Source organism: Asanoa sp. WMMD1127, from assembly GCF_029626225.1.
GTDB lineage: Bacteria > Actinomycetota > Actinomycetes > Mycobacteriales > Micromonosporaceae > Asanoa.
This window is the reverse complement of the sequence record NZ_JARUBP010000001.1, coordinates 1,891,775-1,916,851: the sequence shown is the minus strand read 5'-3', so window position 1 is coordinate 1,916,851 and position 25,077 is coordinate 1,891,775. Positions and strand designations below refer to the sequence as shown.

Annotated in this window: 19 protein-coding genes and 2 tRNA genes; 13 read left to right on the top strand and 8 right to left on the bottom strand. The window is 68.1% G+C overall.

Annotation, left to right across the window (positions count from 1 at the left end):
* The first annotated feature begins 314 nt into the window (after positions 1–314).
* Positions 315–545: a hypothetical protein gene (locus O7635_RS09205; RefSeq protein WP_278079993.1), complete on the top strand. Its 231-nt coding sequence runs from the start codon at positions 315–317 to the stop codon at positions 543–545.
* A gap of 377 nt (positions 546–922) precedes the next feature.
* On the opposite strand, the gene O7635_RS09200 is transcribed toward O7635_RS09205, so the two are convergent.
* The 3 genes from O7635_RS09200 to O7635_RS09190 form a co-directional block, all read right to left on the bottom strand.
* Complete coding sequence (locus tag O7635_RS09200) at positions 923–1,657, bottom strand: DUF6082 family protein (protein ID WP_278079992.1); 735 nt, start codon at positions 1,655–1,657, stop codon at positions 923–925.
* A gap of 298 nt (positions 1,658–1,955) precedes the next feature.
* Positions 1,956–2,028 (bottom strand) — tRNA-Arg (locus O7635_RS09195).
* Between the two features lie 34 nt (positions 2,029–2,062).
* Positions 2,063–2,152 (bottom strand) — tRNA-Ser (locus O7635_RS09190).
* Between the two features lie 140 nt (positions 2,153–2,292).
* Between O7635_RS09190 and O7635_RS09185 the strand changes: the two genes are divergently transcribed.
* Positions 2,293–4,071 (top strand): hypothetical protein, encoded by a 1,779-nt coding sequence (locus tag O7635_RS09185; protein ID WP_278079991.1) that lies wholly within the window; start codon positions 2,293–2,295, stop codon positions 4,069–4,071.
* On the opposite strand, the gene O7635_RS09180 is transcribed toward O7635_RS09185, so the two are convergent.
* Positions 4,058–4,840 carry a CPBP family intramembrane glutamic endopeptidase gene (locus tag O7635_RS09180; protein WP_278079990.1) on the bottom strand — a complete coding sequence of 261 codons (783 nt, stop codon included), beginning with the start codon at positions 4,838–4,840 and terminating at the stop codon, positions 4,058–4,060. The two genes, O7635_RS09185 and O7635_RS09180, sit on opposite strands and share 14 nt — an antisense overlap.
* A gap of 36 nt (positions 4,841–4,876) precedes the next feature.
* A complete protein-coding gene (locus O7635_RS09175) occupies positions 4,877–5,239 on the bottom strand; it encodes a hypothetical protein (protein WP_278079989.1) in 363 nt (120 codons plus the stop codon).
* Between the two features lie 391 nt (positions 5,240–5,630).
* Between O7635_RS09175 and O7635_RS09170 the strand changes: the two genes are divergently transcribed.
* Entirely contained in the window at positions 5,631–6,746 is a 1,116-nt protein-coding gene (locus tag O7635_RS09170) for a globin domain-containing protein (protein WP_278079988.1), read from the top strand.
* A 400-nt stretch (positions 6,747–7,146) separates the two neighbouring features.
* Here the strand turns inward: O7635_RS09170 and O7635_RS09165 are convergent, their stop codons facing one another.
* On the bottom strand, positions 7,147–8,772 hold the full coding sequence (locus O7635_RS09165; protein WP_278079987.1) for a peptide deformylase: 1,626 nt from the start codon (positions 8,770–8,772) through the stop codon (positions 7,147–7,149).
* Between the two features lie 327 nt (positions 8,773–9,099).
* On the opposite strand from O7635_RS09165, the gene O7635_RS09160 reads away from it, so the two are divergent.
* Entirely contained in the window at positions 9,100–9,867 is a 768-nt protein-coding gene (locus O7635_RS09160) for a (2Fe-2S)-binding protein (protein ID WP_278085417.1), read from the top strand.
* A gap of 397 nt (positions 9,868–10,264) precedes the next feature.
* Here O7635_RS09160 and O7635_RS09155 read toward each other — a convergent pair whose 3' ends face one another.
* Positions 10,265–11,368 (bottom strand): hypothetical protein, encoded by a 1,104-nt coding sequence (locus O7635_RS09155; RefSeq protein ID WP_278079986.1) that lies wholly within the window; start codon positions 11,366–11,368, stop codon positions 10,265–10,267.
* A 436-nt stretch (positions 11,369–11,804) separates the two neighbouring features.
* Between O7635_RS09155 and O7635_RS09150 the strand changes: the two genes are divergently transcribed.
* The 9 genes from O7635_RS09150 (at position 11,805) to O7635_RS09110 (ending at position 24,349) form a co-directional block, all read left to right on the top strand.
* On the top strand, positions 11,805–20,495 hold the full coding sequence (locus tag O7635_RS09150) for a DNRLRE domain-containing protein (RefSeq protein ID WP_278079985.1): 8,691 nt from the start codon (positions 11,805–11,807) through the stop codon (positions 20,493–20,495).
* Positions 20,492–20,977 (top strand): hypothetical protein, encoded by a 486-nt coding sequence (locus O7635_RS09145; RefSeq protein ID WP_278079984.1) that lies wholly within the window; start codon positions 20,492–20,494, stop codon positions 20,975–20,977. The genes O7635_RS09150 and O7635_RS09145 overlap by 4 nt, the downstream gene beginning before the upstream one ends.
* Before the next feature lie 288 nt (positions 20,978–21,265).
* Positions 21,266–21,589, top strand: coding sequence for a hypothetical protein (locus tag O7635_RS09140; RefSeq protein WP_278079983.1), 324 nt, complete (start codon positions 21,266–21,268; stop codon positions 21,587–21,589).
* A gap of 38 nt (positions 21,590–21,627) precedes the next feature.
* On the top strand, positions 21,628–22,164 hold the full coding sequence (locus tag O7635_RS09135) for a hypothetical protein (protein ID WP_278079982.1): 537 nt from the start codon (positions 21,628–21,630) through the stop codon (positions 22,162–22,164).
* A gap of 70 nt (positions 22,165–22,234) precedes the next feature.
* On the top strand, positions 22,235–22,633 hold the full coding sequence (locus O7635_RS09130; protein ID WP_278079981.1) for a barstar family protein: 399 nt from the start codon (positions 22,235–22,237) through the stop codon (positions 22,631–22,633).
* A 181-nt stretch (positions 22,634–22,814) separates the two neighbouring features.
* On the top strand, positions 22,815–23,165 hold the full coding sequence (locus O7635_RS09125; protein WP_278079980.1) for a hypothetical protein: 351 nt from the start codon (positions 22,815–22,817) through the stop codon (positions 23,163–23,165).
* Positions 23,162–23,539, top strand: coding sequence for a DUF2750 domain-containing protein (locus O7635_RS09120; RefSeq protein ID WP_278079979.1), 378 nt, complete (start codon positions 23,162–23,164; stop codon positions 23,537–23,539). The genes O7635_RS09125 and O7635_RS09120 overlap by 4 nt, the downstream gene beginning before the upstream one ends.
* A 4-nt stretch (positions 23,540–23,543) precedes the next feature.
* Positions 23,544–23,951 carry a hypothetical protein gene (locus tag O7635_RS09115; RefSeq protein WP_278079978.1) on the top strand — a complete coding sequence of 136 codons (408 nt, stop codon included), beginning with the start codon at positions 23,544–23,546 and terminating at the stop codon, positions 23,949–23,951.
* Positions 23,948–24,349 (top strand): hypothetical protein, encoded by a 402-nt coding sequence (locus tag O7635_RS09110; protein ID WP_278079977.1) that lies wholly within the window; start codon positions 23,948–23,950, stop codon positions 24,347–24,349. Before O7635_RS09115 ends, O7635_RS09110 begins: the two co-directional genes overlap by 4 nt.
* Here O7635_RS09110 and O7635_RS09105 read toward each other — a convergent pair.
* Positions 24,346–25,068, bottom strand: coding sequence for a DUF429 domain-containing protein (locus O7635_RS09105; RefSeq protein WP_278079976.1), 723 nt, complete (start codon positions 25,066–25,068; stop codon positions 24,346–24,348). The genes O7635_RS09110 and O7635_RS09105 overlap by 4 nt on opposite strands.
* Between the last annotated feature and the right edge of the window lie 9 nt (positions 25,069–25,077).

The window sequence follows — 25,077 nt, the reverse complement described above, 5'->3', positions numbered from 1 at the left end:
ACGGGCGGGCTCGGCCCTGGCCCTGGTCGCGCATCTGACGAGGTGGTGGGCACCGGCCGCGAATCGGCGCGGGCGGAGGAGGCGGCGGCGCTGGGCGCCGGTGCCCGCGGCCTGGCGGTCGACCTGGCGCCACCGTCGACGCCTGAAGTGGCGCGAGGTCCCGAACCACCCAGACCTGGCCCGTACGCCGCTGGGTCGCCTGGTGTAGGTGTCTGAGGTGGTCGACTTCCTCCTCCGCAACACGGGCGTGAACGCCCAGGAGCTCTACGTCGACGGCGGAGTCCTGGCCAACTGACCGGGGTACTCCCACCGCCATGCTGGTGGCGTCGATCAACTGCCAAGTCTGCGCGAACGGCCTGGTCGTGTTCACGATGGGCGCGGTCTCCGGTGTGTTCCTGGAGTGCGAGGAGTGCCTGACCGGTTATCGGTCGCCGGCGGATCTCGAGCCGTTCCGAGTTGAAGACCTGGATGAGGCACTGCGACCAGCCACCGGGAACGAGGTCGCGGCCCGGGGCTGGTCCCGGTTCGTGCTGGACGCTCGATGACAGCGGAATCCGTTTGGGCGACGCGCGCACGAGTGTCCACTTTCGCATGGGCCATGGCAATCATTAGGCTCTTCAGCCGTTGCCGGACGGATCCACGTCGCCCCACCCGGCGACGTTTTCGACATCGGCCCTGCTAGACCCGTGTTGGTGGCGGTCGGTGTCCGCCTGTCCTAAACGCTGAATCGCCATCTTGGGAGTGTTCGTGAGCGTCGCAGGTTCCAACCCCCGTAGGGAACAGTTGATCTTCAAGCGGTCCAGCCGTTGTGAAAGCAACCAATGCGTGGAGGTCGCGATCGGAGATCGCGTGGTCATCAGGGACCGTTCTCATCAGGTTCTGGAGCTGACGCGCTCTTCCTACGACGCCTTCTTGCACGCGGTTAAGTCCGGCGCGCTGTCCGCCGGGTCCCACGTCTAACCGAACCGGAGCGGCTGACCGCGACGACCACTATGAAGCCGAGAGCGGCGCCCAGTGCCGGACCCCATCTGCTGGACCGTGCGGGCTGCGGCGCCGCATCTCGCGCCGCCAGTGAAGCGGTGTTGCGGTAGACCTGATCCACCATCTCGAAGAAGCGACGTTGGGCCTTGTTCGACGCCGTCTCGAGGCGGTTGATCCGATGCACCTCCCAGAACTTGCGTACATGTTCCACAGCGAGCTGCTCGTGCAGGTCTACCTGAAGAGAGTCGGAAGAGAAATAGCCGATCTCGTAACCGAGTTCCATGTACTTGAAGATCAAGTTCGTATAGATATTCCGCCGCCGCACATCGGCGGGACGTGTCCTGCCGTCGTCGGAAGTCAGCGGACGAAGCTTCAGATCGTCGATCAACATTCGCATCAGTTCCAGCTGGAGCAACCGCACGCCATGGGCCTGACTGGTGCGTACCTGTCTGATCTGGACCACCCGTGCTGCCGCCACCGCCAGCACGGCGAGGCCCGAAAGAGCGGCACCGATGCCTCCATAGGACTCCCCGATGAGCCCTAGCTCGCTAGGCGGTGAGCCGAACAGCGCCACATTGGCAGATCGGATCAGCCAGGGGGAGGCAAGGAACAGCAGAGCTGCGCCCGCACATGCGACTGCAATCGAGATTATCTTCGCGATAGAAACTGGCCGCACGTCGCACTCCCGGCATCTCATATATCGATCAACGCCAAGTTGCCTTCCATGCTACAGATCCAGCGGTGCCGCCTTTAGATCGCTGCATGCGATTGCGTGAATGTTCTGCCACTCGGGCGGGGGCGCCGACGCGCTGCCAGCGTCCCCGGATTCCGACTAGAGGCCGGTCGCCCCGGTCGGTCGACGGCGGTCTGGCGGGTGCCCGATGCTCGGCCGGGCCTGCGTCGGCGTCGCATGTAGACGAGACGACGAAGGCGCTTGACCGCGTCTCCGCATGTCAAGCGCCTTCTCGATCTTGCGCGCCCGAAGGGACTCGAACCCCTAACCTTCTGATCCGTAGTCAGATGCTCTATCCGTTGAGCTACGGGCGCAGGTGCCACGCCAGCATACACGCCGGGTTTGGCGCGGAGACTCCGGGATTCGAACCCGGGAGGGGCGATAAACCCCAACCGCATTAGCAGTGCGGCGCCATAGACCAGACTAGGCGAAGTCTCCCCGGCGGCCAGCAGACCACCGCCGGTCGAGGATACAGGGCACCTGGTGGACCGGGCAAAGCGACCTCCTCGGCTCGATCGAGCAGACTTGCGGCTCTCGTAACGGGTGAACCGCCGGTCGCGGGACTACGCTGCCAAACCATGGGAACCGGTGCCGATGAGCCGGAGCGGTCCGCCCGTGGTCGGCGGCCTGCTCGGCCTGCCGAGGCGGCCTTCGCGGCGCCGCCCAACCAGGAAGACGAGCGGCGGGCGCCGCAACCGCGGACGGGTGACGGTGGCGACCGGCCGGCCAAGCTGCCGCCGGCCGTGCTCTTTCAGCCTCCTGCCGAGTCCGGTGGCGGACGACCGCCGGCGCCTCGGGCGTCGGCGGCCGCAGGGCGTGACGGCGGTGAGGTGACAGACGCCACTCCGGTCAGCACGCCGCGGCCACGGAAGAAGGCTGCGGCGCAGTCCGGGGCCGACGTCCCCGCCCAGCCGAGCGCACCGGCGACCGCGAAGAAGGCGGCGTCGAAGGCGGCGAAGAAGGCGCCGGCCAAGTCGGCCGGGGCTCGTCCGCCGGCGCCAGAGGCGGCCGCGCCGCAGGATGCCACCGCGACATCAGCGGAGGCCGGCACCCAGGAGACGGCGGTTGCAAAGAAGGCCGCGCCGAAGAAGGCCACGGCGGCCAAGCGGACCCCTGCTGCCCGCAAGCCGGATCAGCAGGCCGACGCGGTGAAGGATCCCGCGCCAGGCGACACCTCCGCGAGGGTCCCGGCACGGCGGGAGGCCATCACCGCGAGCGAGTCAGTTCCGGCTCCAGCTCCAGTTCCGGCTCCAGCTCCAGTTCCGGCTCCAGCTCCAGTTCCGGCGAAGAAGACCGCCAAGAAGGCGACCGCGGCGAAGAAGGCCACCAAGGCCACGCCAGCCAAGGCCACGCCAGCCAAGACCGCACCAGCCAAGACCGCACCAGCCAAGGCCGCACCAGCCAAGGCCGCCCCCGCCGCCGGCGCGACGCCGGCCGGCGACGTGTCCCAGTCGGGGCCGAACGAGTCGGCCAACGCCGCGACCGAGCCAGTCGAGACCTCCGACGCCGTCAGCGCGCCCGCCGTCCCGGAGCCCACTCGTGGAGACACGCCGCACGAGTCCCACGCCGCGAAGGCTGCGCAGACCACTGCCGCGTCGCCGGCATCGGTCGGCGGCCCAGGTGAGCCCGCTCAGAGCGAGCCCGGCGCGGCCGCAACCGTCAAGACTCCGGCCGTGCCATCAGCGCTGGTCGGCGCGAGCCAGCAGGCTCCGAATCAGCCCTCGGCCGCCGCAACAGCGGCAGTGGCAAAGGGACAGACCACCAGCACGCGCGGGGAAGCCAAGGAAGCAGTGTCGGCGACCGGCACGACGTCTCCCACCAGCGCGTTGCGGCGCCTGCCCGAGCAGGCCGCATTGGCGGCGGCCAGGCGGTTCGGTCCGCAGGCAGAGCAGTGGGCGCGCGAGATCCGCGCCACCTACCCCGCCGCCACTCCGGACGGCATCGCCCGCCTGGCCCAGCAGCGCTTCACCCGCCGGTCAGCCGCCACCGGCGCCGCTGCCAGCTTCGCTACCGGTTGGTCGGCCGCTGCCGACCTCGCGGGGACCGGCTGGGTCAATGCCGAACTGATCGCCCACATCGCCGCCGCGTACGGCAAGCACGCCACGCCGGCCGACATTCTGGTGCTGACCGGCGTACACCAGGATCTTGAATCCGCTCAGGCCGCGATCGATGACACGCCCGGTCACAGCGCCAGTCGGGCGCCCATCGCGGCGGCCGGGAAGACGGCGACCTGGGCCGCGCTGAAGATCCTGACGAGGTGGTGGCCCGGGCTGGCGGCCGCCGGCGGCGCGGCGGCGGCGAGTCTCCACACCGAGCGGGTCGCGGCGCGGGCGGTGCAGCGGTTCAGAGCCAGCTGAACCAGTCGCGCGGCAACAGCGAGTAGCCGACGAACGCCACCACGTCCAGCAGCGTGTGGGCGATCACCAGTGGCAGCACGCGCCGCGTACGGATGAAGAACAGGGCGAACACCACGCCCATCACCGCGTTGCCGAGGAAGGCGCCGAAGCCTTGATAGAGGTGGTACGAGCCGCGCAGCACCGCGGAGGCCGCCACCACCCCGGGCAGCCGCCAGCCGAGGTCGCGTAGCCGGGTGACCAGGTAGCCGACGACCACGATCTCTTCGAGCACCGCGTTCTGGACGGCCGACAAGATCAGCACCGGCACCGCCCACCACAGGTGCGGCAGCGCGGCCGGCACGAGGTTGGCGTTGATCCCGAGCTGCGCCGCGACGAACACGAGGCCGAGGCCCGGCAGGCCGATCATGGCCGCCAGCCCGACGCCCCAGCCGACGTCGAACCAGGGCCGCCGGACGTCCAGGCCGAGCAGCGATCGGGGCGAGTGGTCGCGCGACAGGAGATAGAGCGCGAGCGCGACCGGGATGAGCGCGAAGAAGATCCCGAGCAGTTGGTACGTGAGATCCAGGTACGGCCGCGCCGACTGTGAAGCGTTCAACGTCGCCGTCTGCTGTGAAAGCGGTCGGTCGGCGGTGAGCCGCGCCACGATCGTCACCAGCGAATAGATCGCCGACTGGCCCAGCGACAGCCCGAGCACGATCAGGATCTCCGGCCGCAGCCCACTCCGGGCGCGTACCGGCTGCTGTTGCCCTTGCTCGAGATCGACTGTCACGCGCCTAACTGTGCCGGATGAAGCTGAGGGCGCGCATCAAAGTCTCGGCACCAGCGGCCCCTGGTCGGCGAACCAGGCCTGGTCGACGCGCACCCGCACCCATCGGTCGGGTGGCGGGCCCGCGGTACGAGCCGGAGCGGAGCCGCATAGCTGCGGCGGACCGAACGGCGCGACCGACGCGCGGCCCGTCACGTGCAGACCGGTGCGCTCCTCGAGCAGGTCGAGCATGAGCAGCCGCACCCCGCCGGTCACCGGGGCGCGGATCTCGCCGAACTCGGGCCACGTGATCATTCGGCGGGCCGGGACCTGGAGGAAGCCGACCGGGCCGCGCCGCGCGGTCCGCCCGCCCGCGGCCATCGTCACGAAGATCATCTCTTGGCGGCGGATGAAGTCGACCATGCGGTCGTCCAGTCGCTGGCTGTCCGCGCGCGGCGGGTCCACCGTTCCGGGCCGTCCGACCGGCGCGACCGATCGCCGACCGGCTGACCGCCGGCCGCGAGCGACGGAACCCGTTTGGGCAGAAATAACGGTGCGCTCCATGCGAACTCCAGAACCGAAAACGACCAGCCGGAACGCGCAGCGCCTCACCACACGCAGTTCAGGGTTCCACAACGGTAGATCCATAGACAGGGCCGGATCGCGTTCGTCGCACATTCTGTGCGATAGACCTCGACGCAGAGTGCGCAGGCTGGTCAGACGTGCACAGCGCGACCACACACACCCTGATCAACCAGAGGCACGGCGGGCCGGGTGGAGGCCGAGGCGCGTCAGACAAGCGAAAAGGGCGTCAATGGGGAACCTTTCACGGCTACTGAAGGAAAGCTGGACCCTCGTCGAGGAGCAGCAGGACAAGGTCGCCGGTTACTTCTACGCACGCATTTTCCTGTCCAACCCGCACCTACGGAACCTCTTCCCGGTGACCATGGACGTGCAGCGTGCACGGCTGCTCGGCGCCATCGTCACCGCGGTGCAGACCCTCGACGATCCGGACCGGTTCGAGGAATATCTCCGCCAGCTCGGCCGCGACCACCGGAAGTTCCACGTGGAACCGGAGCACTACGACGTCGTCGGCAGCGCGCTGCTCGAGGCCCTGCGCACGTTCGCGGGCGAGGAGTGGAGCATCGAATACGACCAGGCGTGGGGCGACGCGTACAACGTGATCGCGAAAAAGATGATCGCCGGGGCGGAGGCCGACCCGAACCCGGCCTATTGGCACGCCGAGGTGCTCACCCACGAGCGCCGCGCCAACGACATCGCGGTGCTGACCTGCCGACCGCTGCAATATCCACTCGAATACCGCGCCGGCCAGTACGTCAGCGTCGAGGCCCCGCGCTATCAGCCCCGACTGTGGCGCACCTATTCGATGGCCAACGCCCCCAACAAAGAGGGCACGATCGAGTTTCACGTACGCGCGTTGGGCGCCGGTTGGGTCTCGAGCGCGCTGGTCCGCCGCGTCCAGGTGGGCGACCTGCTGCGAGTCGCGGCCCCGATGGGCACGATGACCCTCGACCGCAAGTCGACCCGAGACGTGGTCTGCGTCGCCGGCGGCACGGGCCTGGCGCCGATCAAGGCGCTGATCGAGGAACTGACCCGCTACAACCGCACGCGCTGGGTCCACGTGTTCTTCGGCGCCAAGGACCGCGACGACCTCTACGACCTGCCGGAACTCAACAAGCTCGCCGCCCGCTACCCGTGGCTGTCGGTCGTGCCGGCCTGCAGCGACGACCGCAACTTCGTCGGCGAACAGGGCAACATCGGCGAAGTCGTGGCGCGCTACGGGCCCTGGGGCGATCACGACTTCTTCGTCTCGGGCTCGGCGTCGATGGTCAAGAACACCCTGCGCACATTGGCCGAGCTGAAGGTGCCGGCGGTGCGGATCAAGTACGACACGTTCGGCGATATCTGAGGTCAAAGGCTGGATCTAGGGTCAAGGGCTGGGTGGCTCGGGTTCGCGGTGGGCGCGGCCGTTGCTCCCGCCAGGGAGCGCTTCGCTGCCATGTCCGCGCCCGGTCGCCCTTACCCCCGACCCGTTGCGACGGGTCGGCCTCGACCATGGCTACATGTTGTCTCATGTAGCCACGCGCTGAGCCACGTCGGCGGGCGCGGCGCGCCGGCGATCCACCCGGGCGCGACAGAGTCGGCCGCTGCGTCGATGCCTAGCCCGGGCCGCTGTGGGTGGCGCTGGCCCGCTCGACGGGCCGTCTGGCCACTCCAGTTGGGCACGCTTACGCGCGTCCGTCTCTCTCGGCCGCAAGCAGCGGTCATTCTTCGTCCTCCCGGGCCGCGTCAGCTGCGAACCCTGAGCGCTAATAGCTCCAGGGCACGCCGGTCTCGCGGTACTCCGTCAGCGGCACCAGCGACGACCCCGGCGGCATCCGCTCGTCGTACAGCCGGCCTTCAAGGTGGTCGATCTCGTGTGCGACCAGCCGCGCCAACCCGCGGTCGAACGTCGTCAACCGCCGCGCACCGCTCCAGTCGGCGTGCTCGACCTCGATCCGCAGCGACCGCGGCACCAACCCCCGCACGTCGAAGAACGACAGACACCCCTCGTACTGCTCGTCGGTCTGCGGCGACGCGTCGACGATGCGCGGGTTGACCAGCACGAGCGGCTCCGCGGCCGGGTCCGGCGGCCGGACGACGGCGATCGCGACCGCTAGCCCGATCTGCGGCGCCGCCAATCCCACGCCTTTCGTGAAGATGTGCAGCTCCTCGATGCGCTCGAGGGCCGCGAACAGCCGGTCGACCACGTCCCGCCCGGCGTCCGCGTCGGCGGGCAGGCGCAGCGGCACCGCCGGGTGGGCGAGCAGCGCACTCCCACGCTGGACGACGCCGACGGAGCGCATCCGTTCGCTCGGCGTGCGCGGCGCGTGGCGTTGCGCCGGCACGAGAACCGCGGCGGACTCCGGCATGACAACCGGGTCAGGTGGCGCCGCCACATGGCGTCCATTGAGGCCGGAGCGGCTGGGCGGCTCGGTTGCCCGGAACCGCCACTCGAGCCGATACCGCGCGTTCAACGTCGGCGAGTCGGTGCTCCACTCGAACCAGGTGCGGTCGTCCTCCGTACGCCGGCTCACTGGTGTGCGCAGTGGCGCCTCCTCGGACGACAGCGACGTCTGCACGCCCCAGACCTGGGCGTCGAGCTCCGCTGGGAAGTCGAGCCGCACGGTCAGCCGGCGGGTGGGCAGCCGGATCGCGCGCTGGAACCAGCGACCCCACTTCTCCTGACCCACCGTGTACGCGTACTCGATGGTGACCCGTTCCCCGGGATATAGCGGGAACCGGCCGTCGGCGTTCTCGAAGAGCAGCCACACCTCTTTGAACGCGTCGCGGTCGTGCTTCTTGCGCCAGTCCATCGGCTCGCGCGCGGGCGGGTCGTCGCACCATGCCTGCAGGTCGAGCTCTTCGAAGGACAGCGGGTGGTCGCGGTGGTGCTGGTTGGAGCGCTCCGGGTCCTCCGGGTAGCGATCGACCGCGACCCGCACCAAATAGCGCGTCACCGGCTCGGTGCCCGCGTTATAGAGGGAACGGCGGATCACACAGCGGTACGCGTCCCCGACGAACGCCAGCGTCGCGACCTCCTGCTCGACGATCAAGCCGGTGCCCGGTGGCATCCACTGCTCGGGCACGGGCGGGTCGCTGCGGGCGGGCTGGGCGACCCCGCGCGAATGCCGCAGGTCGTCGTAGTCCTGGAAACGCAGCCAGATCGCCCCACCCGCGCTGAGCACCGCCTCCGCACGCCGGGCGAAGTCTTCGGTGGGCCGGTGACGACGACCTTCGACATGACTGACGTACGACGGGTCGAAGCCCATCTGCGTCGCCAGCTGCTTCTTGGTCAGCCCGCGTTCGACCCGCCAGCGCGACAACTCAGCCGCGAACGAGTCGGCAGCTCGTTCTATCGGCGATATTGGTGAAGTCGGCGGCGGGCTCGGCATCACGCATCCCTTTTGGGGGCGGGACTCCCCTTGGGGCCGGGTAATCCAGTCTGCGTCGCCCAACCGCAACCCGGCCAGAAGTGCCGCGTTACCGACAAATGCCTTGACATTCGTCGCTGAGTGCGAGCGAGCCGACACGGCACGAAGTGTTGATTTCCGCCCAGAAGAGTCGTCCACCCGCCGGGTGGCGTTTCTCTGGTTAGGCTAGCCTTAGCACGCTATGGTGTTTCGGCTGGCGAACTAGAGGTAGTCGCACGTGACAGACCTAGTAGCACTGACGCGGAGGGTGGTGGGGTCGGAGTGACGGCGACCATCGACTTCCGCGCGATGGCCGGCGCCCCCTTCGACCCGATCAGCGCAACGCTGCGCTCAATGTTCGGCACGGACGACCTCCCGGGCCTGACGCGCGGCCTCCTGGTCCACGACCCGGCCGGCTGGATCCCCGCCGCGTCCCTCGCCGACGGCACCCACCTGCCAAACCTGCTCGACGCCGCCGCCCGCCGCTGGCGCGGCTCCCCCCACGCCGCGGCGGCCCTGGCGTGGAAGTCCTACAGCTACTGGCTGACCCTGCCGGCGGTGCTGGGCTGGGCCTCGGCTCGCCGGGTGCCGCTGCTGCGCTCGTCGGACGTCCTGGTCCACTTCGAGGACCACCGCCCGCTGCTGACCCTGGGCTACCGCCGGACCATTGATGTCGCCGTCCTCCCCTCGGACCCGCTGGCCATCTCGGGCCTCCCGGAGGTCGTGGTCGTCCCCGACGAGCCGGCCCTCCTGGAGGCGTTCCGTCGGTCGCTGCTGGACGAGCACGTCAACCCGCTCCTGGACGCGATCCACACCGAGGTCCGGGTCGGCGCCCGCACGTTGATGGGCTCGGTGGCGTCGGGCATCGCCTACGGCCTGCTCCGCGCGGCGGACTGGCTGCCGGGCTCGACCCGCGACAACATCACGACGCTGTTGACGGCGCTGGAACTCGACGACCTGATCGAGTTGGTCGACGGCCCAGGAGGCCAAATCAACGTCCAGCGCAAGACGTGCTGCCTAGCCTTCACGCTCCCGCAGCCAAAGCTCTGCGCGGGCTGCGTCATCAAGCCTTCCTGAACCCTTAGGTGTCGTCGGCCGGGCGTCCGCGCTGTTGATTCGCGTAGGCCAAACAACGGGTTTCACGCGAGAACGAGATCGAGCTCGGCGACGGTCGCACGATCGTCCGCAGTCCGCAGTCCGCAGTCCGCAGTCCGCAGTCCGCAGTCCGCCGCGGCCCGGCGCCCGCAGTGGCGCGGCCCGGCGCCCGCAGTGGCCCGGGGCCCGGCGCCCGCAGTGGCCCGGGGCCCGGCGCCCGCAGCGCGGGAGGCGGGACAGCAAGGGCCGTAGTCAAGCGCTCTGTGGTGGAAGCCCGCTCGGGCGCTGCGCCGAGTAGCCCGAGGCGAGCCAACCCGCCCGATCGCCGACGAACCGGCGCGCTCCAGCTCGCGGGCTGGAGCGCGCCGTGCTGTCGTGACTAGACAGTGGAGTTGCGCTCCACGTGCAGGGTCGGGGGTCCGCCCGCCGGGGGCTGAGTGATGACATATAGGTCGTCGCTGTCTGGCGACCACGCGATGCCGCGCGGCGTGACCACGTCGGTGCTCACGTTCAGGCGTTGCTCCGGGATTACGCCGCCCATTTCGTAGATGTAGACGTCGTCGCCGGTGGAGCGGACGGCGTTGGCGATGTGGAAGCCGTCCGGCGACTGAGCGACAGCTAGCGGGTAGTAGCCCGTGTAGTACGAGCCTCGGCCCGATAGGTCTGCCGTCGCGTACGCCTGCGTCGCGTTCTTCGAGCCAGCCGCGGTGAACAGGGTCTGGCCGTATTTGTCCAGGGCGACGTCGTGCAGGTTGCTCCCGGGCGCCGTGCTCGAGGCGGCCGTCGACAGGGCGTTGTTGGTGCCGACGTTGTAGACGTAGACAGTGGACAGGCTCAGGTTCGGCTGGCCGACCACCAGCGGGCCCGCGGGATCAGGGTGTGCCGCCAGCAACGGAGCTCGCTGGAAGCGGAGGTCGCCCTGCTGGTGCAGGTCGATCTTCGGCTTCGGCGGTGTGGTGGGGGTTGCGGTCGGGCACGGCGTAGGGGAAGGGGTCGTCCGTGAGGACGGCGACGACGGCGACGCGGTCGGGCAGGGCTCCGGTGGCGGCGGGAACGTCACCCGGCCGACGCCGCCGCTCCAGGTGCCGTCGCAGCCGTGGCTGAACCACAAAACGTCGCCAGTGCGGGCCAGGTGGGTCGGGCAGGTGCGGGTGCCGGTCGAATAGCGGGCCACCTCGCGGTGGGTGCGCGGGTCGATCTCCGAGATGGCGTCGCCGGCGGCCAGGGCCACCCAGAGCTTCTTGCCGTCGGCGCTGAGCGCCATGCCGGTCGCTCCGTACTGGTTGCCGATGGTCTCCTCGACGTTGCCGTTGAGGTTGAGGACCACCACGCCGTTCGCGGTTGGGCCGCCAGTGACGAAGACGTGGTCGTACTCGCCGTCGACGATCATGTCGCCGAAGGCTGGTAGGCCCAGGTTGGTGTCCGCTCGGGCCGGGGCTGAGGCCACAGCGACCGCGGCGAGCGTGGCAACGCCGGCTGCCACGCCCGCAATAATACGATTTCGAACCGGTTTCATTCGCCCTCCCCGTTTCGGTTCTATGCGGGCGCACGCTATCGCTACGCGTCATCTTTCGCTGACCCCTAAAAGCGCCTTGCGGCTTATCTGAAGAACGGACATTTAGCACCGCACAAAATCCATGCAGTTCATTGCCCGTCGACAACCGCCCTGATATGTTCCCCGCAGCGAACGGCAGACATGCAGCACGGGGGGCCGGGTCCGCTCGGTCCGGCGCGTCATCGGCGCGCCGCAAGACACAGTCACCGAGTCGGTTGAGCGTTCATTCATTCGTCGAGAGACAAGCCACGCCGCAGCCTGGCGCGCATTGATGCGCCCATTTTCGCTATAACGGCCGCGCGGCATTCGATGCTGCGCGGAAATGTGCTGTCGGCTGGTTTACCGAGGGGGATCCGACAGCGCTATGGACAATTCACGACGGCGCCGCTACCTGCTGACCGCGCTCGGGGCCGCGGTGCTCGCCCTGGTCCTGATAGCCACCGGACAGTCACTGATCCCTCGGCTCGGCGAGAGCGGGGCCGGAGGCGGCGGCCGGGACCGAGCCGAGCGGGCGCAGCAAGCCCAAGCCCAGACGCAGGTACGCGGCCGCGAGGTCCCGGAGACGCCACCCGGCCCCGGCGGCATGCTGCCCCACCCGGCGAGACTCCCGGCCGGCAAAGCCATCGCCGCGGTCAAGCGGGTCGCTGAGGACAAGGCCGCCCGCACCGCCAACGCCAAGGTCTACAAGCTCGCCGACGGCCGCCGGCAGTCCGAGGTCAGCACCCACCCGGTCCACTACCGCGACGCCGACGGCCGCTGGCAGGACATCGACACCACCGTGCGGAAGAGCGACACCGCCGGCTGGCCGTACGAGGTGAACAGCAACGCCTTCCGCAGCGCCTTCGGTGACCGCAGTGACCGGCTGGCCCGCTTCGACCTCGGCGGCCGCTCGATCACCATGGGCGTCGACGGCGCCCCGCGCGCGATCAAGCCGAAGGCCAGCAAGAGCGAGGTCCGGTTCCCGGCGGCGTTCCCACAGGCGGACCTCGTCTACGACGTGACGCCCACCCTGCTCAAGGAGAAGATCGTCCTGCAGCGGCCGCCGACCGGCGCGGCCGCGTACACGTTCACTCTCGATCTTGATGGTGTCGTCGCCGAGCAGCAGTCGGATGGCTCGATCGCCTTCCGTGCCAGCACCGGCGACACTCCGGTGTTCTACCTGCCGAAGCCGTTCATGTACGACGCCGCGGCCGACAAGAGCACCGCCACCGGCAGCGGCTGGAGCAGCGCGGTCAAGCAGACCCTAACCGGCGACCGGCTCACCATCACCGCCGACGCCGACTGGCTGCGCAGCCCGGACCGCCGCTACCCGGTCGTGATCGACCCGACGATCAAGGTGCAGCCACAGGTCGGTCAGGCGCAGGACGCGATGATCAACTCGTACGAGCCGACCACCAACTACGACTCGCTTTGGCGGCTGTCGGTCGGCACCAACCAGGTCAACACCACCACCAAGGCGACGTTCCGCAGTCTCGTCAAGTTCCCGATGACCGAGGTGCCGGCCGGGACCAAGCTCGACTCCGCCCAGCTGAAGCTCTACTTCGACCAGACGATGGTCAACGCCAACGACCCGGACACCGTCCCGATCCAGGCGCACCGGGTCACGGCCAACTGGGCGGAGAACACCGTCACCTGGAACAACATCCAGGCGGCGCTCGGTGAGCAGGGCAGCAACACCGAACTCGTCGACAACGCCGACTCCGGCAAGACCGCCGCCGGCGGCGAGTGGCCGTCGACCAGCAACGCGGCCGCGCTCAACGGCGCCTTCCGCAGCAACAGCGGTGCCACCACGGGCGACACGTTCACCTGGGTGCCGCGGGTCACCGAGACCGGCAGCTACGAGGTCCAGGTCCACTATGTGCCGGGAGCGGATCGCGCGACGGCAGCGCCCTACACCATCCATCACGCCGGCGGCAGCACGCCGAAGACGGTCAACCAGACCACCGGCTCGGGCAACGGCGCGTGGGTCTCGCTCGGCTCGTACACCTTCAACGCCGGCACCACCCACAAGGTCGTCCTCGGCGACGTGGCCAACAAGGTCGTGGTGGGCGACGGCGTGCGGTTGATCAAGCGGGCCGCCGACACGAAGACGCCGCTGCAGCAGCACGCCTGGCACAACTTCAGCGTCCGCTCGATCGTGCAGGACTGGATCGACAACAAGCAGCCCAACTACGGCTTCATGGTCAAGACGGCAAACGAAGCCACCGTGCTCAGCGGCCCACGTTACGAGGGCGCCGAGAACGCGTACGGCGGCGAGGTCGACACCTTCCCGACGCTGCTGCTGACCTGGGGCCGGCCCGGCGTGACGCTGCAGATGCCGACCACCATCCGGTCGACCGGCGCTGAGCTGGCGTGGAGCGCCTACACCGATCCGTCGCCGGGCACCACCACGCCCGACGACATCGTCGAATACCAGGTGCACCGCAGCAACGCCCAGAGCTTCATCCCGTCGGCAAAGACGCTGGTGGCGCCGGTTATCAAGGAACGCACCAACTACAGCGACACGAGCGGCACACCGACGGCGGCCAACAACCCCACCGAGTTCGGGGCGCCGTTCTACTACATGATCGTCGTCAAGACCCGCGACGGTCAGCTCATCCCGTCGCCGACCGAGCAGGTGCAGCTGCCCAAGGCCGGCCACATCGTGCGGGTGCTGCAGGGCAACTCGACCGACACGACGCTGACCAGCAAGCAGCCGACCACCGGGCACGACGTGCTCGACGGCGGCGGCCTGGTCCAGATCGGCAACAACGGTTCGATCTTCGGTACGAGTCGCACGGTCGTGAAGTGGCCGAGCATGGCCGGCCTACCCGCAGGCACCAAGGTGCTGAGCGCCAAGGTCGGCCTGTGGGGTGCGTACTCGGAGGGCGGCACCGGCGCCACGTTCAACATGCACGGACTGACCCGGGACTTCGACGAAGCCACCGCCTCCTGGAACCGGGCGAGCACAGCCACCGCCTGGACGACGGCCGGCGGTGACTACACCGCCGCGGCGACGAGCGCGGTGACCAACATCGGCCTCGACCCGCGCTGGCAGAACTGGAACGCGACGAGTCTCGTGCAGGGCTGGGTCAACAACCCGACGAGCAACAAGGGCGTCCTCTTCCGCCTGGCCAACGAGACCACCCCCACGCAGCGGGTCCTGTTCACCTCGGGCGAGGTGCCCGACATCCGGCAGCGGCCACGCCTCGAGGTGGTCTACACGGCGCCGGCGACGGAAAACACCTACTACGCGCCGACCGTGCCGTCCCGGATGATCCCGGGCGACGAATACACCTCGCCGGTCAGCATCACCAACACGGTCAGCTCGACGCTGGCCAAGGCCGACTGGGTGCTTTCCTACCGCTGGGAGCTCGCCGACGGCACGGATGTGACGACGCCCGACAACCAGCGCGAGACGCCACTGCCGGTCGACCTCACGTCGGGCGCGGTCACCACGGTGCAGGCGAAGATCATGACGCCGGTACGCACGGACCAGGGCAACAAGCGCCGCGCCTTCGTGCTCAAGTGGGACCTGCGCAACAAGACCACCGGCCAGTGGCTGTCGCAGGTGTGGGAGATCCCGCCGCTGGCCCAACGGATCGCGGTGGAGGACCCGACCTCCGACCAGCTCGGTCTGGAGAAGTTCTACCAATACACCGGTGAGAACGCCGGCGCCGGCTCGACCGTGATGGTCAACCAGTTCTCCGGCAACGCGGTGTTCAGCTACAACGCGTTCAGCAACCCGAGCCGCGGCTCCTCCACGTTCGTCCGGCTGTCCTACAACAGCCAGGACAGCTCGAACTCGTACGTCGGATATGGCTGGTCGCTGTCGACCTCGACGGTGCAACGCCTCGGCTCGCCACTGGTGTTCGCCGGCGGCGACGCCCGCTGGCCAGCGAAGATCACGCTGACCGACGGCGACGGCACGAGCCACTTCTTCGACCTCAACAAGCACAACAGCACGAACGAGGCCGACTGGGACTACGACAACCCGGCCGGCGTGCACCTTTACCTGCAGCGCAACCCGGCCAACGACCCGGTGCGCACGTGGGTGATGACGCGGCCGGATCGCAGCCAGTTCTACTTCGACGCCGACGGCTACCAGACGGCGATCATCGACAAGAACGGCAACGACCTGCTGTTCACCTACGAGCGGACCAACATCGGCAACCGGAACACCGGCGTCCTGAAGTACCTGACGGACAGCACCGGGCGCCGCACGCTCACCTTCGAATACTTCAACACCGGCGACAGCTACCAGTACTTCGTCGGCAACACGAAGCAGAACGGCACCAACCTGGCCAACGCGCAGATCGTCAACCAGCTGCGGTCCATCGTGGACATCACCGGCCGCCGGATCACTCTCACCTACAGCGACCGCGGCACGCTGCGGCAGGTCATCGACGGCCAGGGCACGCCCGACGAGAAGCCGTTCGGCTTCTACTACGACGACTCCCTGGGCATCACGAACCCCAAGCTCGTCCGGGTCGACGACCCGCGCGGCAACGGCACCAAGGTCGCGTACTTCCCGCAGTCGTCCAGCGACCTGTTGCGGTGGCGGGCGCAGAAGGTCACCGACCGGGTCGACAACGCCACCGAGTTCGACTACTCCGACCCGGACGGCAGCACCGGCTCGTACATCGAGTCCGTGGTCACCGACGCCAACGGCCACGCCTCGACCTACAAGATCGACGGCTACGGCCGGCCGGAGCTGCTGACGAACGCCAAGCAACAGAAGACCGAGCTGACCTGGGACGCCGACAACAACGTGCGCCGCATGCAGGAAGACAACGGCGCGGTCACCTCCTGGGTCTACGACGAGAACACCGGCCTGCCGCTGGAGATCCGCGACCCAGAGGCCAACAAGAACAACACGGCGCCCCAGAAGCTGGGCTACCGGTTCGGGCTCAAGGGCCACACCGCGGAACTGACTGAGAAGACCAGCCCGGAGGGTCGCAAATACACCTTCGGCTACGACACCTACGGCAACCTGACCTCGGTCACGGACCCGAACGGCACCGCCACCACGACCGCGGGCGACTATACGTCGGTCTACACGTACGACACGTGGGGCCAGCAGCTGACCAGCACCGACGCCAACGACAACACCACGAAGTACAGCGAGTACGACCCGGTCGGCTACCCGAGAAAGATCACTGACGCGCTCAACCAGGTCGAGACCTACGAATACGACGCCATCGGCAATGTGGTGTCCATAACGGATGCCAACTCGAAGACGTCGCAGTACACGTACGACACATTCGGACGGCCCTTGAGCTCCCGCGTCCCGAAGGACGCCGCCAACAACGTGTACATCTTCACGCCCGGGCCTACCTACGACGGCAACGACAACGTCATCCGCGAGGAGCAGGCCAACGGGGCGGTCAAGGAGTCCGGACACGACCCTGCGGACCGGCTCGCATTCGTCACCGAGCCCAAGGACACCTCCACGGGCCCGGAGCGCACCACGACGCTCGAGTACGACGCGGTCGGCAACCTCGTCGCGGAGACAGAGCCGAAGGGCACACTGACCGCCGACCCTAACGACTACGTCACCCGCTACCGCTACGACGAGCTGAACCAGCTCGTCGAGGGCACCGACCCTAAGGGCGGCAACATCACCGCCGACTACGACAACGTCGGCAACCTCAAGTCGATCGCCGACCAGCGCAAGTCGGCCACGACCGACCCGAACGACTTCAACGAGAAGTACGACTACGACCTGAACCGGCGCGCGACGGTGGTAACCGACGCCGACGGGTTCACCAACAAGACGGAGTTCGACCGCGACGGCAACGCGACAGCGGTCATCGATCAGGACAACAACCGGACGGTCCTGGTATACGACCCGCGCGGCATGCTGATCGAACAGCGTGTGCCGCACAACGGATCCGTCGTGCGCACGACCGCCTTCGAGTACGACGAGGTCGGCAACCAGACCCGGGTCATTTCGCCGCGGGGCACCGAGACCACGGACACCCGAGACTTCGCGACCGAATCCAAGTACGACGTGCTCAACCGCCTCAAGGAGCAGCTCGAGCCGTACAACGACGACGACGAGCGGGTCACGACGCCCGACTCGACGATCTACACGTACGACAAGCTCGGCAACATCAAGACGGTCGAGGCCCCGCCGTCCGAGGGCGAGTCCAACCGCACGGTCACGAGCTACGCCTACTGGGACAACAGCTGGACCAAGACCAGCACCGATCCCTGGAACATCCGCACGGACTACGACTACGACGTGATCGGCAACCAGACCTCGCGCAAGGTGACGGGCGGTTCCAAGAACCGACAGATGAACTGGACCTTCTTCCCGGACGGGAAGCAGAAGACCCAGTCCGACGACGGCGACGGCGCCACCGGGGGGGCCCGCAAGAGCTTCGCGTTCTCTTACGACGCCAACGCCAACCTCTCCGAGATGCTCGACAACAGTGCCGACGCGAAGATTGACAAATACAGCATCGCGTACGACGTGCTCAACCGGGTCGACCGGATCGAGGAGCGGTTCGGAGGCAGCCTTAAGAACACGACGCGGTTCGAGTACGACACCAACTCCAACCTGCTCAAGCGGTTCCACGACAAGACTTATGCCGAGTACAAGTACAACAACCGTGACCTGGTCGAGACCGTAACCAACGGTAAGAGCGAGTCGGACTCCGCGAAGAAGACCACGACCTTCACCTACACCAAGCGGCGGCAGGTGGCGACGGAGAAGAAGGGCAACAACAACACCGTCACCTACGAGTACTTCCTCGACCAGGCGCTGCGTCACCAGGTGGAGAAGAAGCAGAACACCACGGTCGTCAGCGAGCACACGCTCGAATACGACGCGAACGGCAACAGAACCAAGGACATCGGCAAGAAGCAGAACGCCGACAACAAGTCGTCCATGCTGGACACGACGACCACGTACAAGTACGACCCCCGCGACCGGATTCGGGAGCAGGTCGCCACCGGGCACGGCGCCGGCACCGAGAAGTACGTGCACGACGCCAACAACAACGTCATCGACCAAACGATCAAGGGCACCCGGACGACGTTCGACTACGACCGGAACCGGCTGAACGAGTCCACGACCTCCGGCATCCGGTCCACGTACCGCTACGACGATTTCGGGCGGCTGGAGAGCGTCACCGCGGCGGACACCGAGATCGAGCGCTACACCTACGACGGGTTCGACCGGACGAAGACCCATAAGCGGACGCCGGGCGGCACCACGGAATACACGTACGATCCGCTCGACCGGCAGCTCACCCGCAAGCAGAACGACAAGACCACGACGCTGTCCTACCTCGGTCTCAGCGAGCAGGTGCTGGCCGAGGAGGAGGGCGGGAAGCTTCGCAAGTCTTACAACTACGACGCTCAGGGCCAGCTCCTGTCGCAGCAGAAGTTCAAGGACGACGGCAGCTTCGAGGAGTCCTACCAGGGCTACAACGCGCAGTCCGACGTGGAGCAGCTCACTGACGAGCAGGGCGACTCCAGGGCGACCTACGGCTACACCGCCTACGGCAAGAATGACGGCCCACAGTTCACCGGCGTTGACAAGCCCGACGCGGGCAACCCGGAGGACCCGAACCGCGAGCCGTACAACGCCTACCGGTTCAACGGCAAACGCTTCGACCAGTCGTCCGGCGACTACGACATGGGCTTCCGCGACTACGACCCTGGTCTCAACAGGTTCCTGACCCAGGACAACTACAACGGCGCCCTGGACGACATGAACCTGGCGACCGACCCCTTCACCAACAATCGGTACGCGTTCGGTGGCGGCAACCCGGTTTCCCAGGTTGAGATCGACGGACACTTCTCGCTCTCCGACATCGGCCACGCCGCACTCGACGTTGCCGGTCTGGTGCCGGGCGTCGGTGAGGTCGCCGACCTGGCCAACGCCGCCTGGTACGCGGCGGAGGGCGACTATGCCAACGCCGCACTGTCCGCAGCGTCGGCGATCCCGTTCGCCGGCTACGCGGCCTCGGCCGTCAAGGGCGCCAAGTACGCCGCCAAGGGCGTCGACGCGGCGCAGTCAGCCGCGAAGGCGGCCGACGGTGCCCGCTCCGGCGCCAAGGCCGCTGACACGGCCACCAGCGCGGGCAAGGCGGCACCGAGCCCAGGCAAGGCGGCATCCGGCGGTGGCGGCCCGACCGGCGGTGCGAGGGCTTCCGGCGGCGGAGGTAGCGCGGGTCCGGCCAAGGCCGGCGGCAGTGGCGGCCCGGCCAAGGCGAGCGGCGGCACACCGGCCCGCGGTGGGGGCGGGAACACCGCGGCATCGCGGGGCGGCAATTGCCTTTCCAACAGCTTCGTGCCCGGCACCGCCGTGCTCATGGCCGACGGCAGTTACAAGGCCATCGAAGAAGTGCGGGTCGGCGACGAGGTGCTGGCTACCGATCCCGAGCTCGGCGTCTCCGCCGCGCGGCCCGTCGACGCCCTGATCACCGGCACGGGTGAGAAGCGGCTGGTGGAGATCACGGTCGACACGGGCCGGTTGGTGGCGACCGATGGTCACCCGTTCTGGGTCGACGACCAAGGCCGCTTCGTCGCCGCGAAGGACCTGCGGCCCGGTGACCTCGTCGCGACGCCGGACGGTGGCGAGCTGACCGTGATCGCGACGCGGCAGTGGACCGAGGCGAGGACGGTGCACAACCTGACCGTCAACGGCATCCATACCTACTACGTGGCGGCCGGCGCGGCCTCGGTGCTGGTGCACAACTGCGGCACGCCGCAGTCCGCCAGAGGCGTGGCCGATCACCTCCGTACGCTTGGTAGTCCCTACAAGGTGCTGGTGATCGGGCGCACAATGACCCGTGTGAACGACGCCGCCGCCGCGCTCCGGGCCGAAGGCGTCGGGCACGTGCTGACGTACAAGCCGTGGAAGAACGATCCTTGGGACAACGCCCTGGCCCTACGTCGGAACACACGGTGGATCAAGGACAAGATGCGGGAGGGATACGAGATCGTGGATATCGGCCCTGACCTCGGCCGCAAGGATCCGTTCGGCGACTTCTACGGCATGGAGGCCAGGGAGACGGCCGGGTACGGGAGCAAGCATCTGATGAGGTGGCCGGCATCATGAGCGACGCGCTGGCCGAGGTGGAGGCAACCTTCGAGTTCCTCGAATCAGAACTTGGGTTCACCCGCGATGGGCAACGCCGGGCCAACGGCGGTTTCGAGGTGCGCTACGCCAAGGACGACGTGGGGGTCTTGGTCGACTGGTATCCGCGCGACCCGCTGACGGTGTGGCTCGTCCGGTTGGTTGACGGCGGGTTCCCGCCGAAAGGAAAGACGGAGATCCGGGCCGACTCCACACTGCATTACTTCGACCTGGGTGATCTTGAAACCGTCGCCGGCTGTCCGGAGACGGACCAGCGCAGTCTCAACGCACCCAGCGCCGAGAATGCCCGCGTCCTGGCCAGCAGCCTGCGGACCTGCGGCGAGTCGCTGTTGTCGGGCGACACCCGGCAGTTCGACGAGCTGCAGGAGCATGTCAAGAGACGCGCTCGCGAGGTGACGATCTCGCACTACGGACAGGAGTACGCGAGAAGCCTGGGCTGGTAGCGATGCTGGGAAGCGCGCGTCGAGCACTTCACCCACGACGTCGTCGAACAGTTCTGCCGTCTCGTGACCGACTTCGGTTTCACGGGCTGGCGGTCGACAACGACGATCGTCGGCGGCACCTGCGGCGCTTGGCAGGTGTGTGGGTGGGGGGCTCGACGCGCGCAACAGATCGCACCGGCACTCGGCCGGCATACCGCGGACCTGGAACGGTACGAGCCGAGCTTTGTCGCCGTGGTGGCAGGAATGGTTCGGAACCGGAACCTGGGCTGAACCGACTCTGCGCATCTGTTGTTCGCGCTCACCGGCACCGGCCCGTTGTCGGCGGCGACCGTCGGCGCGGTGGGCCACGATCGCAAGAAGCCGTCACCCGAGTTGTGGGCGGCCTTCGCGGCGTTCCTGACTATCCCGGTCGAGGATCTGACCGCCATGGGAGGCTTGGGACTGCCCGCGGAGCTGCCACAGTTCGCTCCAGAGGTCGCCGACCTGGCCGAGCTGATCTGCGACGTCCGACGTCTGACCGTTGACCAGATGCGGCACGTCCGCGACGAGGCGAGAGCCATGGCGGCGCAAAGCACAGCCGATGCGAATCAGGTGCGATCGTGGGCTGTTTGATTGGCGATTCTGCGGTCCGCGCTGTCGAAGGAGCCGAGGTGCCCGACCCGTGTGACGCACTGCAGCAGATCCTCGATCACCCGCCGCTGGCAGACGCGGGGATCGATCATGACGTGCTTCGGGAGCGGCTCGATGCCATTTCAGGGATAGACGTGTGCATCCTGGAGGGTCTGCGGCGGGCCGGCGTGGAGGGTGACTGGAGGAACTACGAGGCCTATCTCTGGGCGGCGTTCCTACGCCCGCGGCCCGACATGACGCCCGTGCTGATCGAGGCGTTGCGCCGACGCGACGAGAGGGCGCCGAACGAAGACATCCTGGACCTGCTGACGATCTTGGAGGACGCGGAGGCGTTCGACGTGCTCAAGCAGACGTTGGCATGGGATCCCGAGTGGGATGAAGCCCACGCGATCGGCGTCAAAGCCGTGTATGCGCTTGGCGGTATCCCGCAGGCTGAGCCGGTCCTGCGTGAGGCGGCGGCGTCCGGGCGACTGGAAGTCCGCGAAGCGGCGAAAGCCGTGCTGGAGCACCGATTCAGCTCAACGACCAGCCAAACGCCGAATGGCCCGGGTTCCTGAGCGGAGCGGAACGAGATGACGATCGCAAGTCTCCAGGATGGCGCCGCCTTCTACGCGTCGGATGACGAGAATGGCTGAGACGTCGATCGGGCGGATGCGGCCGCGGTTGGCCGGTCCTCCTTACGTGGTGTCGGAGGGCGACCTTCAGCGCATCCGGCATACCGCTCGAAGCATGGGGATGACGGTTGTGTCACTGGTCGTTCCCGAACGGCCGTCCAGGCGCGTCGTGCTCGACGGCCTCGGTCGTGCGTTGGGGTTCGCTGAGTGGGGCAGCAACTGGGACGCGTGGGACGACATCCTGAGCGGTTACCTCGACGACCTTCCACGGCGCGTCCTGGTGCTCGTCGAGCGGGTGGATCGCCTGGTTGCCGCCTCGCCGGCGTTGTTCGCCGAAATCGTCTATCTGCTGCAGCGCACCTCGGACGGTCAGCCCGAGATCGAGTTCGTCTTCGCCGGGCGATGGCCTTGACCGCGGAACCGGTCGACCGGACGAGTGTTCTCCGCCGAGACCTGCGTTGGGCTTCGTCAAGACCAATTTCGTTACACCGCTGACAAACGGCTCGGGCGACGTTCGGGGCCGGGGCCTGCCGGTCGCTGGCGAGACGAACTCGAGGCGGACTGACATCGATTGGCCCGAATAGGATGGACGCATGATCGAGGGCGCCTTGGTTGAGGCCGTGTCGCGGGAGTTGCGGCAGTCAGGTCTGCGCGAGCTTCCGCTCGACGGACCATCAGACGGTGGATTCGCGGTGCAACCCGATGTCGAGGTCATCTATGTCGTCTGGTCTGCCTCGGACCGGTTGTCGACCGTTGCGCTGGAACTGCTCTCCAATGGGGAGACCGACCATCCGTCGGTGTTCAAGATGGGGCGCATCCAGCACATCATGGCCGACGCCATTCTCGAGATCCTTGTGGCTGGCGGTTTCGACGCCGTCATGAGCCGCGACGACCTGTCTCCCGCGACGGTCGAGGTGCGTTCGGCAGGAGCGGGTGCGCGTTGAGCAGCAGTGGAGCCCGGACCGCGGCGTTCTTTCGCGACATCGTCAGGCATGGCGTCGTGTGGTGGGTGCGGGACGACCGTGGCAGCCCGACACCCACGTCCGACTGTGGTGAGCCGACGTTTCCCTACTGGTCCACCAAGGCGCGCGCCCAACAGGCCGCGGAACGCTGGGGGCCCGAGTTCCGCGTCGTCTCGATGCCGCTCGACCACTGGCGGAACGCGGCGCTTCCCGACCTCGCGGCCGACAACGTTCGGGTCGGGATCAACTGGAGTGGGCCCGAACTCACCGGGTGGGACTTCACGGTCGACGAGGTGCGCAACCGACTGGCGCACGCCCTGGGGGAGCCGCCCTACGGCAAGCCGACGGCCTCGTGACGCGATGGACGCGCGCATTGAGCACTTCGCCCAGGACGTCATCGAGCGGTTCGGTTATCTCGTGGCCGAGTTCGGGTTCACCGGCCCGGACGTCGACCACGACGAGCTGGTCGGCTACACGCGGGGACCGTGGCAGGTCTGGTTGGGGCTCGACGTGCGCAACAAGACGGTAGACGCCAACATCCGCTTCTGTGAAGGCGACGTGGACGTGCACGCCCCGCTCGGAGAGGTCGTCAAGGCAGCGGGGCTGGGCGGCGCCCAGCGGGCTCCGACGAGCGCGCAGACACGTGCCGGCATGGCTGCGTCGTTGACGAAGCAGGCAACGGCGTTGCGGGATGTCGCCCCTTTGCTGGGCGGCCGGAGCGGCTACGAGCTGCTGACGAAGGCGATCGGCGGCGAGGCGCAGAGATGAGCGTGACCTGGGCGGCCACGTCGCCGGAGACGGGACGGTTCGACGGAAGCGAGCGCACCACGACGACCGCCGCACTCGAAGGTCGCTTCAACGCGCTGCGATCGCGCGGCGCCGGCTACCTCGAGGTGCGGCTGCCGGGCAGCGAATACCCTCAGCTCACCCTCGGCTTCGAGGGCGACCGGGCGGTCATCCACCTGTTCCGCGACGTCGAGCAGGTGTTGCTGCTCGCCGGCGACGGCAGCGCGCGAGCGGACGAGGTGATCGAGGTCCCGGCGATGGACGAGATCGCCCCGTTCACCGGCGACTACGTGCGCCGCACAGGCAGCGCCTGGGACCGATTGCGGGCCCTCCTCCACAAAGGATCGCCCAGCCAGCTCGGTGACTGGGTCGAGCTCTAGACAAGATCCGCCAACGCGCAGGTGGGCAACGCGATCCACCCCTCGACCCGCGCCGCCGGCAGCTGTGCCGCCGTCGGAACCGTCGCCCGGCAGATCGCCGCCGCCCGCGCCGCAAGGGCCGCGATCACCGCGTCCAAGGCGTCATGGCTTCGGCGGCACAGCGGCTCGAATTCACCCAGCGACAGCCACGGCGCCGCCGCCAGTAACGACGTCACCAGGTCCGACGCCTGGCCCGGGCGTTTGTAGCCGCGGTGGGCCAGGCCCCAGCCGAACAGCGACGCCGCCGGATAGACCTCGACGACCACATCGTCGCCAGCCCGCGACAGCGGACGCCCGGATGGCGGCGCCAGCAGAGCGAGCAATCCCGCCGCCCGGAAAGCCGCATGCCCGATCCGGTCCGCCGACACGCTCATCGGGATCAGCCCGGTCGAAGAACGGACCACCTCGTCGGTCATCCGATATGCGAGCCGCCGCCGCCACGCGGCGCCGGCGCCGGGGGACGGCGGTGAGACGAGACCGGACGAGTGCGCCGCCACGAATGACACGAACGCCGACGGCCAGCCCAGCGGGCAGTCGATCCCGGCTTTGTCGGACCCTTCGATCGCCGCCACGATCGCGGCGTCCGAGGCGCCGAGCGAGGCCGATGTCACGACGGCCCGGCCCGGCGACCACGAGACGACGGCCAGGCCCGACCGTTCATCGGCCGCAGCCAGATCCACCCCGACAGT

Coding starts and splice junctions, on each gene's coding strand:
- O7635_RS09205 (WP_278079993.1), top strand. CDS start 315: ATGCTGGTGGCGTCGATCAACTGCCAAGTCTGCGCGAACGGCCTGGTC.
- O7635_RS09185 (WP_278079991.1), top strand. CDS start 2,293: ATGGGAACCGGTGCCGATGAGCCGGAGCGGTCCGCCCGTGGTCGGCGG.
- O7635_RS09175 (WP_278079989.1), bottom strand. CDS start 5,239: ATGGTCGACTTCATCCGCCGCCAAGAGATGATCTTCGTGACGATGGCC.
- O7635_RS09170 (WP_278079988.1), top strand. CDS start 5,631: ATGGGGAACCTTTCACGGCTACTGAAGGAAAGCTGGACCCTCGTCGAG.
- O7635_RS09165 (WP_278079987.1), bottom strand. CDS start 8,772: ATGCCGAGCCCGCCGCCGACTTCACCAATATCGCCGATAGAACGAGCT.
- O7635_RS09160 (WP_278085417.1), top strand. CDS start 9,100: ATGGCCGGCGCCCCCTTCGACCCGATCAGCGCAACGCTGCGCTCAATG.
- O7635_RS09150 (WP_278079985.1), top strand. CDS start 11,805: ATGGACAATTCACGACGGCGCCGCTACCTGCTGACCGCGCTCGGGGCC.
- O7635_RS09145 (WP_278079984.1), top strand. CDS start 20,492: ATGAGCGACGCGCTGGCCGAGGTGGAGGCAACCTTCGAGTTCCTCGAA.
- O7635_RS09130 (WP_278079981.1), top strand. CDS start 22,235: ATGGCTGAGACGTCGATCGGGCGGATGCGGCCGCGGTTGGCCGGTCCT.
- O7635_RS09125 (WP_278079980.1), top strand. CDS start 22,815: ATGATCGAGGGCGCCTTGGTTGAGGCCGTGTCGCGGGAGTTGCGGCAG.
- O7635_RS09115 (WP_278079978.1), top strand. CDS start 23,544: ATGGACGCGCGCATTGAGCACTTCGCCCAGGACGTCATCGAGCGGTTC.
- O7635_RS09110 (WP_278079977.1), top strand. CDS start 23,948: ATGAGCGTGACCTGGGCGGCCACGTCGCCGGAGACGGGACGGTTCGAC.